General features: G+C 72.4%; 10 protein-coding genes. 7 read left to right on the plus strand and 3 right to left on the minus strand.

Annotated features, from left to right (window positions below):
- Positions 1 to 153: 153 nt before the first annotated feature.
- The 5 genes from ACFYRY_RS17190 to moeZ all read left to right on the plus strand — a co-directional run bounded on the left by ACFYRY_RS17190 (position 154) and on the right by moeZ (position 6,491).
- Positions 154 to 1,854 carry a DUF3492 domain-containing protein gene (locus tag ACFYRY_RS17190; protein WP_389145510.1) on the plus strand — a complete coding sequence of 567 codons (1,701 nt, stop codon included), beginning with the start codon at positions 154 to 156 and terminating at the stop codon, positions 1,852 to 1,854.
- Positions 1,854 to 3,236 (plus strand): hypothetical protein, encoded by a 1,383-nt coding sequence (locus tag ACFYRY_RS17195; RefSeq protein ID WP_389145513.1) that lies wholly within the window; start codon positions 1,854 to 1,856, stop codon positions 3,234 to 3,236. The genes ACFYRY_RS17190 and ACFYRY_RS17195 overlap by 1 nt, the downstream gene beginning before the upstream one ends.
- Positions 3,237 to 3,546: 310 nt before the next feature.
- The gene (locus ACFYRY_RS17200) at positions 3,547 to 4,509 is read left to right on the plus strand and encodes an NAD-dependent epimerase/dehydratase family protein (RefSeq protein ID WP_389145516.1); all 963 of its coding nucleotides are present in this window, start codon (positions 3,547 to 3,549) and stop codon (positions 4,507 to 4,509) included.
- On the plus strand, positions 4,497 to 5,249 hold the full coding sequence (locus ACFYRY_RS17205) for a spherulation-specific family 4 protein (RefSeq protein ID WP_389145519.1): 753 nt from the start codon (positions 4,497 to 4,499) through the stop codon (positions 5,247 to 5,249). The genes ACFYRY_RS17200 and ACFYRY_RS17205 overlap by 13 nt, the downstream gene beginning before the upstream one ends.
- Positions 5,250 to 5,312: 63 nt before the next feature.
- Positions 5,313 to 6,491, plus strand: a complete 1,179-nt coding sequence (gene moeZ / locus ACFYRY_RS17210) for an adenylyltransferase/sulfurtransferase MoeZ (protein WP_356763471.1) — start codon at positions 5,313 to 5,315, stop codon at positions 6,489 to 6,491.
- A gap of 71 nt (positions 6,492 to 6,562) precedes the next feature.
- Here moeZ and ACFYRY_RS17215 read toward each other — a convergent pair whose 3' ends face one another.
- The 3 genes from ACFYRY_RS17215 to ACFYRY_RS17225 all read right to left on the minus strand — a co-directional run bounded on the left by ACFYRY_RS17215 (position 6,563) and on the right by ACFYRY_RS17225 (position 12,720).
- Complete coding sequence (locus ACFYRY_RS17215) at positions 6,563 to 8,107, minus strand: alpha/beta hydrolase (protein ID WP_389145522.1); 1,545 nt, start codon at positions 8,105 to 8,107, stop codon at positions 6,563 to 6,565.
- A gap of 236 nt (positions 8,108 to 8,343) precedes the next feature.
- Positions 8,344 to 9,888 carry an alpha/beta hydrolase gene (locus tag ACFYRY_RS17220; RefSeq protein ID WP_389145525.1) on the minus strand — a complete coding sequence of 515 codons (1,545 nt, stop codon included), beginning with the start codon at positions 9,886 to 9,888 and terminating at the stop codon, positions 8,344 to 8,346.
- Positions 9,889 to 9,957: 69 nt separating this feature from the next.
- On the minus strand, positions 9,958 to 12,720 hold the full coding sequence (locus tag ACFYRY_RS17225) for a lysylphosphatidylglycerol synthase domain-containing protein (RefSeq protein WP_389145528.1): 2,763 nt from the start codon (positions 12,718 to 12,720) through the stop codon (positions 9,958 to 9,960).
- Between the two features lie 185 nt (positions 12,721 to 12,905).
- Between ACFYRY_RS17225 and ACFYRY_RS17230 the strand changes: the two genes are divergently transcribed.
- Both ACFYRY_RS17230 and ACFYRY_RS17235 read left to right on the plus strand, forming a co-directional pair.
- Positions 12,906 to 13,292, plus strand: coding sequence for an MGMT family protein (locus ACFYRY_RS17230; protein WP_389145532.1), 387 nt, complete (start codon positions 12,906 to 12,908; stop codon positions 13,290 to 13,292).
- Between the two features lie 258 nt (positions 13,293 to 13,550).
- The gene (locus ACFYRY_RS17235; protein ID WP_389145535.1) at positions 13,551 to 16,889 is read left to right on the plus strand and encodes an ATP-dependent helicase; all 3,339 of its coding nucleotides are present in this window, start codon (positions 13,551 to 13,553) and stop codon (positions 16,887 to 16,889) included.
- Positions 16,890 to 16,898: the final 9 nt, after the last annotated feature.

Genomic DNA, 16,898 nt, shown 5'->3' on the forward strand with positions numbered 1-16,898 from the left:
TCCCCCCCAGTTATTACTACCGCGCGAGGGGCCGCCGGGGGCCCCCCCCCCCCCCCCCCCCCCCCCCCCCACCGCCTTGTCCGCATACGTTCGTCCCGCTGCGAGCCGCCGGGCCAACGGCGGCTCTCCATACGGGAGATCGGGGGTGCGCTCGTGCGCATCGGACTGCTTACGGAGGGTGGCTATCCGTATGTGAGCGGTGATGCCAGGCTCTGGTGCGACCGGCTCGTGCGCGGGCTCGAGCAGCACGAGTTCGACATCTACGCGCTCAGTCGCAGCGAACGCCAGGAGGACGAGGGCTGGGTCCCGCTGCCGCCGCAGGTCAGCAGGGTGCGTACGGCACCGCTGTGGACCGCGGAGGACGACGGGGTGGTGTACGGACGGCGCGCACGCCGGCGGTTCGCCGAGTGCTACGGCGAGTTGGCGGCCTCGTTGTGTCACGGGGGCCCGGCTGAGGTGTCCGAGGAGCCGTCCGCCGCTGAGGCGGACCGTTTCGCCAGCGGGCTGTACGGGCTCGCCGAACTCGCCCGCGAGCACGGCGGACTGGCGGGAGCACTCCGTTCCGAGGCAGCCGTGCGCGCCCTCGAACGCGCCTGTCGTGCGCCCGGCGCACCTCGCGCGGCGCGTGAGGCGCGCGTACCCGAACTGCTCGCCGTCGCCGGGCATCTGGAACGCGCCCTGCGCCCCCTTTCGCTCGACTGGTACGCGGACGACGGTCTCGGCTCCGTCGACCTGTGCCACGCGGCGTCCGGCGGCCCCGCGGCCCTGCCCGGGCTGCTCGCACGCCACTTCGCCGGGGTGCCGCTGGTGGTGACCGAGTACGGCGTGCGGTTGCGCACCCACTACCTGGCCGCCACGGAGGCCGCCCCCGGCGTACGGGCCCTGCTCACCGCCTTCCACGGCAGGCTCGCCACCGAGGCCTACGGGCGGGCCGCGATCGTCACGCCCGGCAACACGCACGCCCGGCGCTGGCAGGAGCGTTGCGGCGCGGACCGCGACAAGCTCCGCACGGTCTACCCGGGCATGGACGCCTCCGACTTCACGGAGGTCGGAGAGTCGTCGGAGTGCGCCGCCCCCGACACCGTCCTGTGGGTGGGCCGGGTGGAGCCGACCAAGGACCTGGTGTCGCTGCTGCACGCCTTCGCCGAGGTCCGCAAGGAGGAGCCCGAGACCCGGCTGCGGATCGTCGGCACCGCCGCGAGCCCTGAGGGTGCCGCCTATCTCGAGCACTGCAAGGTGCTGGCCGCGCAGCTCTTCCCGGACGAGGCCGACGGGCCGCACGCCGTCGGCGACAATCCGGTGTCCTTCGAGGAGCCAGGCGGCCCGGACCTGCCGACCCTCGCCGACGCGTACGCCGCGGGCTGTGTGGCCGTCCTGTCCAGCGTGGTCGAGGGTTTCCCCGTCAGTCTGATCGAGGCCATGTTCTGCGGTCGCGCGACGGTCTCCACCGATGTCGGCGCGGTCGTGGAGGTCATCGGGGGCACCGGGCTGGTGGTGCCCCCGCGCAATCCGCGGGCGCTCGCCGACGCGTGCCTGGCGCTGCTGCGTGACCCCGAGCGCCGTGCCCGCCTGGGTGCCGCCGCGCGCGCCCGTGCGTTGGAACTGTTCACCGTCGAGCAGAACATCACGGCATTTCACGGCATTTACCTGGAGATCGTCTCGCGCAACCCGGTCCGGCACGTCGTCCTCGACGAGACCGGTGAGCCCCTGCCGTTCGCCGCGCCCGCCGAGTCCCACGTCCCCGGCAGCTGGACCGACCGAGGCGCACGTGTGGTGGCTCGCGGCGGACCCGGCTGGGCGACGGAACAGCAGGGACAGGCCACCGCGCCGATCGCCGCGGGGGAGGGAGCGTGATGAGCGGACTCGGTGAGTTGGACCGCCCCGGGAGCCCGAGTGGCGCCGGGCCGTGGGAGCCGCGGTCGCGGAATCCGATCACGACGGAGGCGGACTCGGGGGAGAGAGAGGCGGACTCGGAGGAGACGGAGGCGGGGGAGACGGAGACGGACTCGGTGGAACGGTCCGTGCACGGGTCGGCCGACCCGGACTTGGCGTCGGACGCCGACCCCGAGGCGGGGGCCGGGCTCGTTGCCGGGGCCACCGGCGGTGTCGAAGTCCCCGGAGCCCGCCCGACCGTCCCCGCCGCCCGCCGGGCGGGCGCGGCGGACCCGGTGAAGGCCCTGATGCACCGCCACCGCGAACTGTGCGAACGTGCCGTGGACCCCCTGGAGATCGCGGCGGGCCTGGAGGCGCACGGCGTCACGGACCGCACCGCGGCCCGCTTCCGTCACCGTGACGTCTTCTCCCTCGCCGAGGAGATGTACGCCCGCGTCTCCCGCGACGGCGAAACGCCCTCGAACCCGACATCGGGCGACGCCCCGCGGGCCGGCGCCGGCCCGCTACTGCTCACCCTCCTTCCCGGCGCCCTCTGCACGGGCACAGTGGTCGGCCTGCACCTCACCCACGGACGAGCCCGCCTGACCATCGCCGCCGTGGGCGTTCTCGCCGTGGCCCTCGGAGTGCGGGCCGCGCTGGGCCGCGGCCCGCTCGGCACGAGGGGCCGCGCCCAGCGGAGCGCCACCGGCGCCTGGACGTCCTGGCTCGTGGCCTACGCCGTCCTCGGCGACGGGCTGCTCGGCGCGGCATTGGCCGGCGGCCCCGACGGCCTCCCCGGCGGCACCGCGAACTCCCCCTGGCCCCTCGCCACGGCGCCCGCCCTCGCCCTCGCCTGGGCCTGCGCACCCGCCGCCTGGAGCGCCCACCTGTTCGCCGTCCGGGTCGGCCGCAGACTGACCGCCAGCCGAGGGCTGGAGGACTTCGCCGCCTCCGTACGCCCACTCCTGCTCGGCACGTTCGCCCTGTTCCTCGTCGCCCTCACCGCCCTCCTGGCCGGAGCCGGCCCGGCCCTCGACGAATCACCCCCCTACGCCCAGACCCTCACCCTGGGTGCCCTCCTGCTCCTCGCCCGCCTCCTCAGCGTCCACCGCTTCACCCACGCCCCGAAGACCGTCCTCGCGGTCACGGCGGCCTCTCAGGCAGCGGCCCTGGCCACCGTCTTCGCGGCCCGCCTGCCCGGCTGCGACCTCCTGACCGTCCCCGTCCAGACGATCACCGACGCCTGGGGACCGGGCGCCGTCCCGACCCTCACCTGCGGTCTGGGCGCCCTGACCCTCCTGGTCCACGCGCTGCGCACGCTGACCCGAGCGTCGGCCCACGCCCACCCCGGTGAGCAGCCATGACCGCACCTGTGACCGCAGCCATTACCGCAGCCACGACCGCCGCGCGAGGTACCGCCGCCTGCCGACTGCCGCCGCCCCGCACGCCCGCCCGGCAAGACCCGCACCAGCACTCACCCGCACTCACCCGCACAGCAGGCCACAGGACCCCCGGCCCGGCGCCACAAGCACCCGCGACCGCGCCCGAGCGCGCGGGCCTGCGCCGGTGCCAGGCCCCAACGCCGCAGGCACCCGCACCCGCACCGCCCCTTCTCGAAGGAGACCATCACATGATCACCTCCCGACCCGACGCCTCGGCCCCGGGAGCAGCCCGATGAGAGTTCTGCTGATCGGAGCCAACGGCTACCTCGGCCGCTTCGTCGCCGACCGCCTGCTCGCCGACCCGGCCGTCCAGCTCACCGCCCTCGGCCGTGGCGACGACGCCGACGTCCGCTTCGACCTGGCGACCGGCAGCCCCGGCGCCCTCACCCGTTTCCTCGACGCGGTCCACCCCGGAGTCGTCGTCAACTGCGCCGGAGCCACCCGGGGCGGCGCGCGCGACCTCACCCGCCACAACACCGTCGCCGTCGCCACCGTCTGCGAGGCGCTGCGGCGCAGCGGCTGCGGCGCCCGCCTCGTGCAGATCGGCTGCGGCGCCGAGTACGGGCCCAGCCAGCCCGGTTCCTCCACCGCCGAGGACGCCGTCCCCCGCCCCGGTGGGCCGTACGGCGTCAGCAAGCTCGCCGCCACCGAACTCGTCCTCGGCTCGGGCCTGGACGCCGTGGTCCTGCGGGTGTTCTCCCCGGCCGGCCCCGGGACCCCCGCCGGCTCCCCGCTCGGCCGGCTCGCCGAGGCCATGCGGCGCGCCATGCAGTCCGGCGACGGCGAGCTCAAACTCGGCGGCCTCGGCGCCCAGCGGGACTTCGTCGACGTACGCGACGTCGCCCGCGCCGTGCACGCCGCCTCGCTCTCCGCCGCGCAGGGCGTCATCAACATCGGCTCCGGCCGCGCCGTCCGGCTGCGTGACGCCGCCGCGATCCTCGCGCGCGTCGCCGGATACGGCGGTTCCCTCCAGGAACTCGACGGGCCTCCCGGCAGCCACCTCAGGGCGACCATCGGACACCCCCGCACCGAGCCGGACCACGCGGCCCCGGTCGCGTACCCGTACCCGGACGGCTGCGGCACCTGGCAGCAGGCCGACGTGCGCACCGCACGCGACCGGCTCGGATGGCGCCCGCGGATCAACCTGGAGGAATCCCTGGCCGACATCTGGATGGAGGCGGCATGCCGCATCTGACCGGCGGTACCCCCGGCACGGCGAGCACCGACCTGCGCACCGCCCTCGGTATCCCGGGCTTCGCCCACCCCCTCGTCGCCCCGGCGGAATGGGCCGAACTCCTCCGCCCCGGCACCCCGCTGCACTGGGTCGTCCTGAACATCACCGGCCACGGTCCCGGGACCCGCCCCGACCAGCACTGCCTGGAGGCGGCCGGCCGGCTGCGCGACGCGGGGATCCGGGTCCTCGGTCATCTCGACGCCACCTACGGGGCCCGTGCCTTCGGGGAGATGATCTCCGACGCGCACCGCTACCTCGACTGGTACCGGGTGGACGGCTTCCTGCTGGGCCGCTGCCCGACCGAACGGGTCGCCCTTCCCGCGGTCCGCCGGACGGTCACCACGCTCCGAGCGATCAGTGACCGAGCGCACATCGTCCTCGGCCACGGCACCCACCCGTACCCCGGCTACGTCGAGACCGCCGACCAACTGGTCACGTTCTCCGGCTCGTGGAGCGACTACCGCTGGTCGCAGGTGGCCGAGTGGACCGCCGACCACTCGCCCGAGCGCTTCTGCCACTTCGTCCACGGTGTCCCACGCGGCCACCTCGACGAGGCCCTGCGCATCGCCCGCTGGCAGGGCGCCGCGACCGTCTACTTCACCGACCGCACGGACCGTTTCGGCCGTAGCGACCCGTGGGAGACCATGCCCGGCTACTGGGACGACGTCGTCTCGCGCATCGGAACGGGTGTCTCGGAATGAAGAAGCCCATGGCACTGTTACCAGGAGAACAACTGTAGTGATTGACCGACCAACGGAGTCCCCGTGTCGCTGCCACCCCTGGTCGAGCCCGCTTCCGAGCTCACCGTAGACGAGGTCCGCAGGTACTCCCGCCACCTGATCATCCCCGACGTCGGGATGGACGGGCAGAAGCGGCTGAAGAACGCCAAGGTGCTCTGTGTGGGCGCCGGCGGCCTGGGCTCGCCGGCCCTGATGTACCTGGCCGCGGCAGGCGTGGGCACGCTCGGCATCGTGGAGTTCGACGAGGTCGACGAGTCGAACCTGCAGCGCCAGATCATCCACAGCCAGGCCGACATCGGCCGCTCCAAGGCCGAGTCCGCGCGTGACTCCGTCCTCGGCATCAACCCCTATGTGAACGTGGTCCTTCACGAAGAGCGGCTTGAGGCCGAGAACGTGATGGACATCTTCAGCCAGTACGACCTGATCGTCGACGGCACGGACAACTTCGCGACCCGCTACCTGGTCAACGACGCCTGCGTGCTGCTCAACAAGCCGTACGTATGGGGCTCGATCTACCGCTTCGACGGCCAGGCCTCGGTCTTCTGGTCCGAGCACGGCCCCTGCTACCGCTGCCTCTACCCCGAGCCCCCGCCGCCGGGCATGGTCCCCTCCTGCGCCGAGGGCGGCGTCCTGGGCGTGCTGTGCGCGTCCATCGGCTCCATTCAGGTCAACGAGGCCATCAAGCTCCTCGCCGGCATCGGTGAGCCGCTGGTCGGCCGCCTGATGATCTACGACGCCCTGGAGATGCAGTACCGCCAGGTCAAGGTCCGCAAGGACCCGGACTGCGCGGTGTGCGGCGAGAACCCGACCGTCACCGAACTCATCGACTACGAGGCCTTCTGCGGCGTCGTCTCCGAGGAGGCCCAGGAGGCGGCGGCCGGTTCGACGATCACTCCCAAGCAGCTCAAGGAGTGGATCGACGACGGCGAGAACATCGAGATCATCGACGTCCGCGAGATCAACGAGTACGAGATCGTCTCCATCCCGGGCGCCAAGCTGATCCCGAAGAACGAGTTCCTCATGGGCACCGCCCTGGAGTCCCTCCCGCAGGACAAGAAGATCGTCCTGCACTGCAAGACGGGTGTCCGCAGTGCGGAAGTCCTCGCGGTCCTGAAGTCCGCGGGCTTCTCCGACGCCGTACACGTCGGCGGCGGTGTGATCGGTTGGGTCAACCAGATCGAGCCCGACAAGCCGGTCTACTGAGCTTCGGCTCGTCCCAGTCGGATGACGGCGGGGGCTTCGGGTACCGCGGGTGCCCGAAGCCCCCGCCGCCGTCATGAGCAGACCTTGCCGTCCCTCGGTACGGTGCCGGCCAGCAGATACGCGTTCACCGTGGAGTCCACGCAGTCGCTCCCGCTGCCGTACGACCCGTGGCCCTCGCCCTTCCAGGTGAGCACCACGCCCACGTCCTCGCCCAGTTCGGCGGCCATCCTCCCGGTGCCCTCGTACGGCGTCGCCGGGTCGCCGGTGTTGCCGACCACCAGGATCGGCGCCGCTCCGGGAGCGCTCACCTCCGGCGTCTCGTACTGGCCGGCCACCGGCCAGTCGTGGCACCAGCCGGCCGTGTCCCAGCCCAGGAAGGGCCCGAAGACGGGAGAGATCTTCTCGAACTCCGGCAGCAGTCTCCTCGTCTCCTCGACCGTCGGCCGCTGCTTGTCGTCCAGGCACGATATGACTCGTTGCGCATGGGCCCCCGTGCCGTAGCGGCCCGCGGGGTCACGCTCGTTGTAGTCGTCGGCGAGCGCCAGCAGCTCCGAACCGTCCCCCCGCCGCGCGGTGTCCAGCGCGCTGGTCAGGGTGGGCCAGCTGTCCTCGCTGTACAGCGGCAGGATGACGCCGAGATAGGCGAGCGCCTGCGTCAGCTTCCGCTCCGACGACGTCGGCAGTGGGTTCGCGTCGAGCCGCTTCAGCAGGGCCGCGATCTTCCGCGACCCCTGCTCGGGGTCCTGGCCGGTCGACTTGAGGTAGTCGTTCAGCGCCCGCTGGAAGCCGCGGGCCTGGTTCTTCCGGTGGCCCACCATGTCGGCGCTCGGGTCGCTGACCGCGTCGAGGACCAGCCGGCCCACGTTCTGCGGGAAGAGATGCGCGTACACCCCGCCGAGCGCGGTCCCGTAGGAGATGCCGAAGTAGTGCGTCTTCCTGTCGCCGAGGACCTGCCTCATCAGGTCCATGTCGCGGGCGGTGTCGGTGGTCGAGACGTGCGCCATCAGCTCGCCGGCGTCCTTCTGGCAGCCCTTCCCGAAGTCGGTGGAGTCCTGGAGGTACGCCTTCTCCTCGGTGGGGGTGTCCGGGGTGATGTCCACCGCCTCGGCCGCCTGGATCTGCCGGTCGCCGCGGCAGCGGACGCCCTCGCTCGCGGCCACCCCGCGCGGGTCCCAGCTGACCAGGTCGTAACGCTCGCGGAGCGGGGAGACGGCGGCGGCGTAGGCCGGCATGGTGGAGACGCCGGAGCTGCCGGGGCCTCCGAAGTTGAACAGCAGGGAGCCGATGCGGTTCTTCTCCCGGGCCTTGGTGCGGATGAGGGCCAGCCCGATCGTGTCGCCGTCCGGCTTCGACCAGTCCAGTGGCGCCTTGAGCGTCGCGCACTGCCAGTCGCTGCCCGGCGGGGTGGAGTCCGGGGTGGCCTTGCAGCGTCCCCAGTCGAGTCTCTGCGAGGTCAGCGCGGAGGGCAGATCGCCGGCCGATCCGGACGGGCCGGACGTCGGCTGGGCTCGGTCGGTCCTCCCTCCGCCCCTGTCGCCTCCCGACGAGCCGCCGCATCCCGTCACCAGCAGGGCGACGGCGGCACCCAGAGCCGTCCACCGTGCGAAACTCCTCATCGCGTCCCCCCTCGCAGGCCTTCCACTCTGTGCCGCGGATGGCTTTCCCGCCATGGTAGGCGGATCACGAGATGACCGCGGGGCCTGTGGATAACGCCCTGACCTGCGGCTATCACTGAATTTGGGCTCGCTGTCCGTGGGTCGTCCGTGGGCCGTCCGTCCGTCGGTCGGCCCGCCGGCCGTCCCCCGGTCGTCCCCTGGTCCTCCGTCGGTTGGCGGTGACGCAGCGGGCGACGTCAGGAGCAGACCGTTCCGGCTGTCGGAACCGTCCCGTCCAGCAGGTAGCCGTTCACGGCGTCCTGCACGCACTTGTTCTTGCTGTCGTACGCCCCGTGCCCCTGCCCCTTGTACGTCAGCTCCACGCCGACGCCCTTGCCGAGGGCCGACACCATCCTCCGCGCACCCTCGTACGGCGTGGCCGGGTCACCCGTGTTGCCCACGACGAGGATCGGCGCGGACCCGGGCGCACTCACGTCGGGATGGTCGGCCGCGCCCCGCACGGCCCAGTCGGTGCAGCTGACCAGGCCCCAGGCGAGGAAGTCACCGAGCAACGGCGAGGCGGCCCGGAACTCGGGCAGTTTCCGCACGACGTAGTCCGCGGTGTAGCGCGGCTGGTCGTCCGCGCAGTTGATGGAGATGTTGGCGGCGGCGAGGTTGCTGTACTCGCCGTTCTGGTTGCGGCCGTTCAACGAGTCGGACAGCCCCATCAGGATCTGACCGTTCCCGTCGTACGCCTGTTCAAGCCCTTCGGTGAGGTACTCCCAGAAGTCCTTCGAGTACAGCGCCTGCGCGATGCCGTTGGTCGCGTCGGTCTGGGTCAGGACACGCGGGGGGATACCGGGGATGGGCTTGCTGTCGAGGCTCTTGAGCAGCGCGGCGATGCGGTCCTCGACGTTCCGCGCGCTGTCGCCGACGGGGCAGCCCTCGGGCTTCGACACGCAGGCCTCGGCGAAGTTGTCGAGGGCCAGCTGGAAGCCCTCGGCCTGCCCGAGCGAGCCCTGTTCGGCGTTCTGGGTGGGGTCGACGACCGCGTCGAACACCGCACGGCCGACCTTTTTCGGGAACAGGTGCGCGTACACGCCGCCGAGTTCGGTGCCGTAGGAGATGCCGAAGTAGTACAACTTGTCGTCGCCGAGGACCTGGCGCATCAGGTTCATGTCGCGGGCCGCGTCGGTGGTGCGCACGTGCGGCAGCACCTTCTTGGAGTTCTCCTCGCAGGCGGCATTGAACTCCTTGGTGTTGTCCAGCAGCGCGGTGCGTTCGGCCCGGTCGTCGGGGGTGGCGTCCTGCTGGAAGTACGCGTCGAGCTGGGCGTCGTTCTCGCATTCCACGGGGGCGCTGCGGCCGACGCCGCGCGGGTCGAAACTCACCAGGTCGTAGCGCGTGCGCAGGCGCGCGTAGTCCTCACCGAAGGAGGGCAGGGCGGTGACTCCGGAGCCGCCGGGACCGCCGAAGTTGAAGACGAGTGAACCGATCCGTTCACGCGCGGCGCCGCTCGCCTGCGCCCGGATCAGCGCGAGGTCGATCGTGCCCCCGTCGGGCTTGTCCCAGTCGAGAGGGGCCTTCAGAGTGGCGCACTGCCACGGGTCGCCGTCCGGCAGCGGAGGCGGGGCGTCACCGCCGCCCTCTGCCGCGGACGGCGCCGGGCAGTCCCCCCAGCTCAGCTTCTGCGTCGGAAGGTCCTCGTTCCGGGAGTCGTCGCCGCAGCCGGCCAGCACGGAGGCCAGCAGCAGGGCGGTGGCGGTGAGGGCGGTGGTGCGCAGCCGGGAGGAAGCGGGCATGGTCCCATCTTGGCGTCGTCGCCGGGGGACCGCTCGGGGCGCGGGCTGGAAGAAGTACCGCGGCGCTCCCTACAGCGCGCCCTTGCGGGTCAGATGGTTGAAGGCAAGCCACCCCGGCAGCACCGGCAGCCACAGGGTCAACAGCCGGAACAACAGCACCGCCGGCGCGGCGACCTCCTTGGGCAGACCGATGGCGATCAGACCGACCGTCAGGGTCGCCTCCACCGCGCCCACACCGCCCGGGGTCGGCGCGGCGGACCCCAGGGCGTTGCCCGCGAGGAAGACGACCGCGACGCTGGCGATGCTCAGCGAGGTCGTCTGGTCGCCGAACGCCCGGATCGAGGCGTCCAGGCACATCACGAAGCAGGCGGTCAGCAGCAGCATGCCGCCGATGCCGGTGACCAGCTTCTGCGGCCGCTGGAGCACATCGAGCATGCGCGGCACCACACCCGCGAACAGCGACCTCACGCGCGTGGCGACGAACTTCCGCAGGAACGGAACCGAGGTCACGACCAGCACGAGCACCGCGACCGTCAGCAGACCCGCGATGACCGTCCGGGACGGTGACAGCGACGGGGTCTTCTCGGTGCCGGTGAGATAGCCGAAGGACAGCAGCATCAGGATGTGGCAGCCGAGCCCGAACAGCTGCGACGCGCCGACACTCGCCACCGCGAGCCCCGGCCGCACTCCCGCGCGCTGCAGGAAGCGCGTGTTCAGGGCGACACCGCCCACCGCGGCCGGTGCGACGATCTTCACGAACGACCCCGCGACCTGCGCCGCGACGGTCCGCAGGAAGGTCACCCGCTCCGGCACGAAGCCCAGCAGCGCCATCGCCGCCGCGAAGTAGCTCGCCGCCGAGAACAGCACGGCCGCGGCGACCCAGCCCCACTCCGCGTTGGCCACCAGCGGGCCCAACTCGATGTGGGTGAGCTGCGTGAGCAGGAAGTACGCGCCGATGGCGCCGGCGATGAAACTGATCAGCGTGCGCGGCCGCACCCGCTCCAGTCGGGCCGGTTCGACCGGTGCCTGCGGCCGGATCAGCAGCACCTGGTGGCGGATCTGGGTGAGCAGATCCTCCTCCCGCGCCTCTTCCACGGCCTCGTCGATGGCCCGCTTCTCGGCCCTGGCCTCCGCACGCACGGCCTTCTTGTCGGGCTTCTCGAGTACGGGTGCGGTGTCGTCCGCCGCCGACTCCAGGCGGGCATGCTTGGCCTGCCGGGACGCGTCGAGGACCGCCTCGCGTTCGCGCTCGGCCCGGTCCCTGGCCATTCTTCGCAGCGTCGCACGCGTGGAGCGGCTCAGTGCGATGGGCTGCAGCATCGGCAGGCAGTCGGCGACGGCGTCGGGCCCGAGAACACTCAGCGCCGCGGCCACCGCGCGCTCGGCGCCCACCCGCAGGCCGAGCGTCACCAGCAGCTGGGAGACGTCCATCCGCAGCAGCAGGTCGCCCGCCGCGATCTCGCCGACGCGCAGGTCGGTGAGGATCACCGTGCCGGAACGATCCACCAGGATCGCGTCACCGACGAGCCTGCGGTGTGCGATACGCCGGGACTGCAGCGCCTGCACCTGGAGCCAGGTGTCGCGCAGCAGATCGTCGGTGATCTCCTCGTCCGTGAGGGAGTCCAGGGTGCGGCCGCCGGTGTGCTCGTAGACGAGTATCACCGCGTCGGGGCCCAGCTCGGAGGTGGCGATCAGCTTGGGCGCGTTGGCGCCGGCCGCGATGGCCGCGTACGCGAGCAGCGCCTCCTGCTCCAGTGCCTGCCGCAGCGACGGCAGGCTGCTGCGGGTGGCGAAGCCGCGCAGTGTCAGGTTGCGCCAGGCACGGTAGAAGAAGCCCTGGGCCTGCTGTTCCCGGTCGACCACCGTCACGTCCAGTGGCGGGCCGTCCTCCAGGGTGACGAAGTACCGTCGGCCGCGGTCGCCGGTCTCCGGGGTGTCCGGAACCTCCTCACGGGCCGCGCTCACCGGGCGGAAACCGACGGTTCTGAGGCCCGCCATCAGGGTCCGACCGGTCGGGCGGACGTTGGGGGAGCCGACCGCGTACAGCGTTCCGTAGGCCACGGTCCAGCCGATCAGCACGGTCAGGATGATCGAGAACGGCGTGGTGTAGCCGGTGACGAGCATCGAGAACGCGTCGAGCGTCAGCACGATCCACAGCACGGCCCGCCAGCGCGGTCTGCGTGACATGCCGACCGCCGTCATGTAGGCGATGACGGGGGCCAGATAGCCGTGCACCGGATCGGTCAGGGCGTGGATGTCGCCGGGGGAGGGCTGGGTGAGCGCCTCCTGGATGGAGTCGGGGGCGGCTTTGGCGACCCACAGGTCCGTGGCGAGGGTCACCCCGTGTGCCAGGACCGCCGCGAGGACGCCGTCGGCGATCCGCAGCCCGTCACGCTTGATCAGCCGCTCGATCGCGAACGCGACCGGGACCAGCAGGATCGCGATGCTGGAGGCGAGTCCCGCGATCTTGATGAGCAGGTCGGGCGCCTGTCCGGTGCCCTTGTTGATGTCCTGTTCGAGACCCGAGGTGGTGCCGTGCGCGAACGCGGCGATCGCCAGCAGCATGACGACGGCCAGTACGCCGATGAGGAGCCGCATGAGGTCGGAGGGCCGGTGCACGCGCGCGGGGAGCAGCGGTTCGTCTCCCTCGACCTCGTCGGCACGCACCTCTTCAGGCTCCTCGACGTCGGGCTCGGGCTGCCCCGCCGCCTTCTTTCCGGGGTTCTTCTCGACCTTTCCGGTGTCCTTCTCGACCGCGTCGCCGCTGTCCGGGCGCGACGAGGTGTCAGAGGTGCTCTCCGCGTCGTCGGGATGCACGCCCTGCTGCTCCATCGCCTCTTCTTGGTCTCGTATCACCAGTCACCGCCCGCACGATGGTGGCATGCCCCACCGACAGTCACGGGCGTCAGGGTGCACATGTGGGGCGCACAGTCTGCCCGAAGGGCCGGCCCGGAGCGAGGAATACGCACGGTCACGCGGGGGTCACCCTGTCGGTGGGGTGGGGCAGGATGGGTGGGATGAGCGAGGAGAGCCTTCCGCACGACATCCGCGCGGAGTACGCGGACGCGTTGCCGGAGTACGCCGAGCGGGTCCTCGACGTCGCCGAACGCATCCCGCCCGGGCACGTGATGACCTACGGCGACATCGCCGAGTGGCTGGAGGCCGGCGGCCCCCGTCAGGTCGGCCGGGTCATGTCCCTCTATGGAGGAGCCGTTCCGTGGTGGCGTGTCGTCCGCGCGGACGGTGTCCTGATCCCGGGCCATGAAGTGGAGGCGCTGTCCCGGTACCGCGAGGAGGGCACCCCCCTGAAGCAGGCGAGCCGAACCGCCGAGGGCCATCTGCCACGGGTCGACGTGAGACGGGCCCGATGGGACGGCGGTGAACACACGGAGGGTCACACCTGACAGCTTCCGCCATCGGACCGGCCCAGGGACACCCTGGGGCCCGTACGGGGGAAACCGGGCACGTCCGTGGCATGACGTACGTTCGAGGGGCGAGGGGCGTACGGGTCGCGAGTTCCCCGAGGGAAGAAGGGGAAGTCCTGCTTCCGCACCGCTCGTCGGCGTAGCGTCGGCCGCGCGCGCACCTCTCACCCCCAGGCCTACCGCCCGCCGCGCGCGGCGGTCCTTCCCACAGCACACCCACCAGGACCGGCGAACCACGTGAGCTCCTCTTCCTCCACCAGGCGCCTGTCGCACACCCAGGTGCGACAGGGGAACCGTGGTGCTTACCGACTTGTCCGTACCCCGCCGGCCCGGGTCGATCCCCCTCGTCTTGACGCCGCACAACGCTCCGTGGTTGACCACCGGACCGGCCCGCTGCTCGTCCTCGCAGGTCCGGGCACCGGCAAGACCACCACCCTCGTCGAGTCGGTGGCGGCACGGATCGCCCGAGGAGGGGACCCGGCGCGCATCCTGGTGCTGACGTTCAGCCGTAAGGCCGCCGTCGAACTGCGCGACCGCATGGCGCTGCGCATCGGAGCCGCCCGCGCACCCCAGGCGACCACCTTCCACTCGTTCTGCTACGCCCTGGTCCGCGCCCACCAGGACACCGACCTGTTCGTCGAGCCGCTGCGGCTGCTGTCCGGCCCCGAGCAGGACGTCGCCGTCCGGGAACTGCTTTCCGGCCAGCCCGACCTGGAACGGCTCGGCCTCGCGCACGTGCGCTGGCCGGACGAACTGCGCGCCTGTCTGACCACCCGTGGCTTCGCCGACGAGGTCCGCGCGGTCCTCGCGCGCACCCGCGAACTGGGCCTGGACCCCGGCGCGCTGGACGCCTTCGCCCGCCGTATCGGCCGCCCCGACTGGCGCGCGGCGGCCGCCTTCCTCGCCGAGTACCTCGACGTGCTCGACCTCCAGGGCGTCCTCGACTACGCCGAACTGGTCCACCGCGCAGTCCTCCTCGCCCGCCGGCCCGAGGTCGCCGCACGGCTCGCCGCCCAGTACGACGCCGTCCTCGTCGACGAGTACCAGGACACCGACCCGGCACAGGTACGGCTGCTCCACGCCCTCGCCGGCGGCGGCCGCACCCTGGTCGCGTTCGGCGACCCCGACCAGTCGATCTACGCGTTCAGGGGCGCGGACGTGAACGGCATCCTGGAGTTCCCCCGGGACTTCCCGCGCGCGGACGGCCGCCCCGCACCGGTGGAAGTGCTGCGCACCTCCCGCCGCTCCGGCGCCACCCTGCTGGGCGCGACCCGGCTGCTGACGCAGCGCATGCCGCTGACCCGGCTTCCCGCCGACAAGGCACGCGCCCACCGGGAGCTCACTCCGGTACGGGAGGGCGGCACCGTCGAGGTCCACACGTACCCGACCCCCGGAACCGAGCTGGACAACGTCGCCGACATCCTCCGCAGGGCACACCTGGAGGACGGTGTCCCGTGGAGCGAGATGGCCGTCCTGGTGCGCGCCGGAGCCCGCACGCTCCCCACGGTCCGCCGCGCCCTGACCGCGGCCGGTGTTCCCCTGGACATCGACGGTGACGACCTCCCGCTGCGGCACGAACCGGCGGTGGCACCGCTGCTGACGGCACTGCGGGCGGTGGCCACGGTGGAAGCGGCGGAGACGTCGGCCCCGGCGGGTGGGGTGCCGCCTTCCGCCGAACCGGGGTCGGACGCCTGCTGGCTCGACACCGAGACCGCCCTGACGCTGCTCACGTCCCCTCTCGCGAGCATGGACGCCGCCGATCTGCGCCGCCTCGGGCGTGCCCTGCGCGACGAGGAGCGGGCCGCGGGCAACGCCCTGCCGCCGCCCTCGGACGAACTGCTCGCGCGGGCGCTGGCCGAACCGGAGCGACTGGCCGTCCACGACCCGGCGTACGCGCGCGGTGCGCAGCGGCTCGGCGCGCTGCTGCAAAAGGCCCGCGAGCGCCTCGCGGGTGGCGGCACGGCCGAGGAGGCGCTGTGGGACCTGTGGCAGGGCACCCCGTGGCCCACGCGTCTGGAACGGGCCGCCCGCCGCGGCGGCGCCGCCGGACGCAACGCCGACCGGGACCTGGACGCCGTGTGCGCGCTGTTCGCGACCGCGGCCCGCGCGGAGGAGCGCACCGGCGGCCGGGGCGCCCTGAACTTCCTCGAGGAGATCGACGCCGAGGACATCGCCGCCGACACCCTCACCCGACGTGCCGTACGCCCGGACGCCGTCCGTCTGATGACCGCGCACCGCTCCAAGGGCCTGGAGTGGCGCCTGGTGGTCGTCGCGGGCGTCCAGGATGGCCTGTGGCCGGACCTGCGCCGCCGCGGCTCCCTCCTGGAGGCCGACCGCATCGGCCGCGACGGCCTCGCCGAACCCCTCACCCCGGGTGCGCTGCTCGCCGAGGAGCGACGCCTGTTCTACGTGGCCGCCACCCGCGCGCGGGAGCGTCTCGTCGTCACCGCGGTGAAGGCGCCCGCGGACGACGGCGACCAGCCCTCCCGCTTCCTGACCGAACTCGGCGTCGAACCCAGGGACGTCACGGGCCGCCCCCGCCGCCCGCTGTCCGTCGCCGCACTCGTCGCCGAACTGCGCGCCACCACGGTCGACCCGCGCGTGTCCGACACCCTCCGGCAGGCCGCAGCCCGCCGACTGGCCCGGCTCGCCGCACTGTCCGACGAGGACGGCCGCCCGTTGGTGCCGTCCGCCCACCCCTACCGCTGGTGGGGCATGTTCGAGCCGACCGAGAGCAAGGTGCCGCTGCGCAACCGCGACCAGCCCGTGGTGCTCTCCGGCAGCGCCCTGGACCAGCTCGCCAACACCTGCGCCCTGCAGTGGTTCCTGGGCCGTGAGGTGAAGGCCGACGCGCCCGCGACGGCCGCCCAGGGTTTCGGCAACGTGGTGCACGTCCTCGCCGACGAGGTCGCCTCCGGGCGCACCCCGGCCGACCTCTCCGTCCTCATGGAACGCCTCGACTCCGTATGGAACGCGCTGGCCTTCGACGCGCCGTGGAAGTCGGCCCAGGAGAAGGACAACGCGCGCGTGGCGCTCGAACGCTTCCTGCGCTGGCACGTCATGGACCGCACCGGACGGACCCCGGTGGCGAGCGAGCACGACTTCGACGTCACCCTCGAAGCGGGCGACTACGAGGTCCGTATCCGCGGCCAGTTGGACCGCGTGGAGGCCGACGGCGACGGCCGTGCCTACGTCGTCGACTTCAAGACCGGCAAACACACGCCCAGCGCCAAGGAAGTGGAGCGCCACCCCCAACTCGCCGTCTACCAACTCGCCGTCCGCGAGGGCGCCGTGGACGACGCCTTCGACGGCCTGCGCCCCGAAGCGGGCGGCGCCGAACTCGTCCAACTGCGCCAGGCCGCCGCCCAACGGGACGGCGGCGAGGCCATGCCCAAGGTGCAGGCCCAGGAACCCCTCGAAGGGGCCGCGGGGGAGTGGGTCGGCGACCTGCTGGCCACGGCGGCCGGCAAGGTCCTCGACGAACGGTTCACGCCGAGCACGGGCCAGCACTGCACGCACTGCGCGTTCCGGGCGTCCTGCAGCGCGCGGCCCGAGGGGCGCCACGTGGTCGAGTGACGCGGCTAC

This window comes from Streptomyces sp. NPDC005263, assembly GCF_042872365.1.
Classification (GTDB): Bacteria; Actinomycetota; Actinomycetes; order Streptomycetales; family Streptomycetaceae; genus Streptomyces.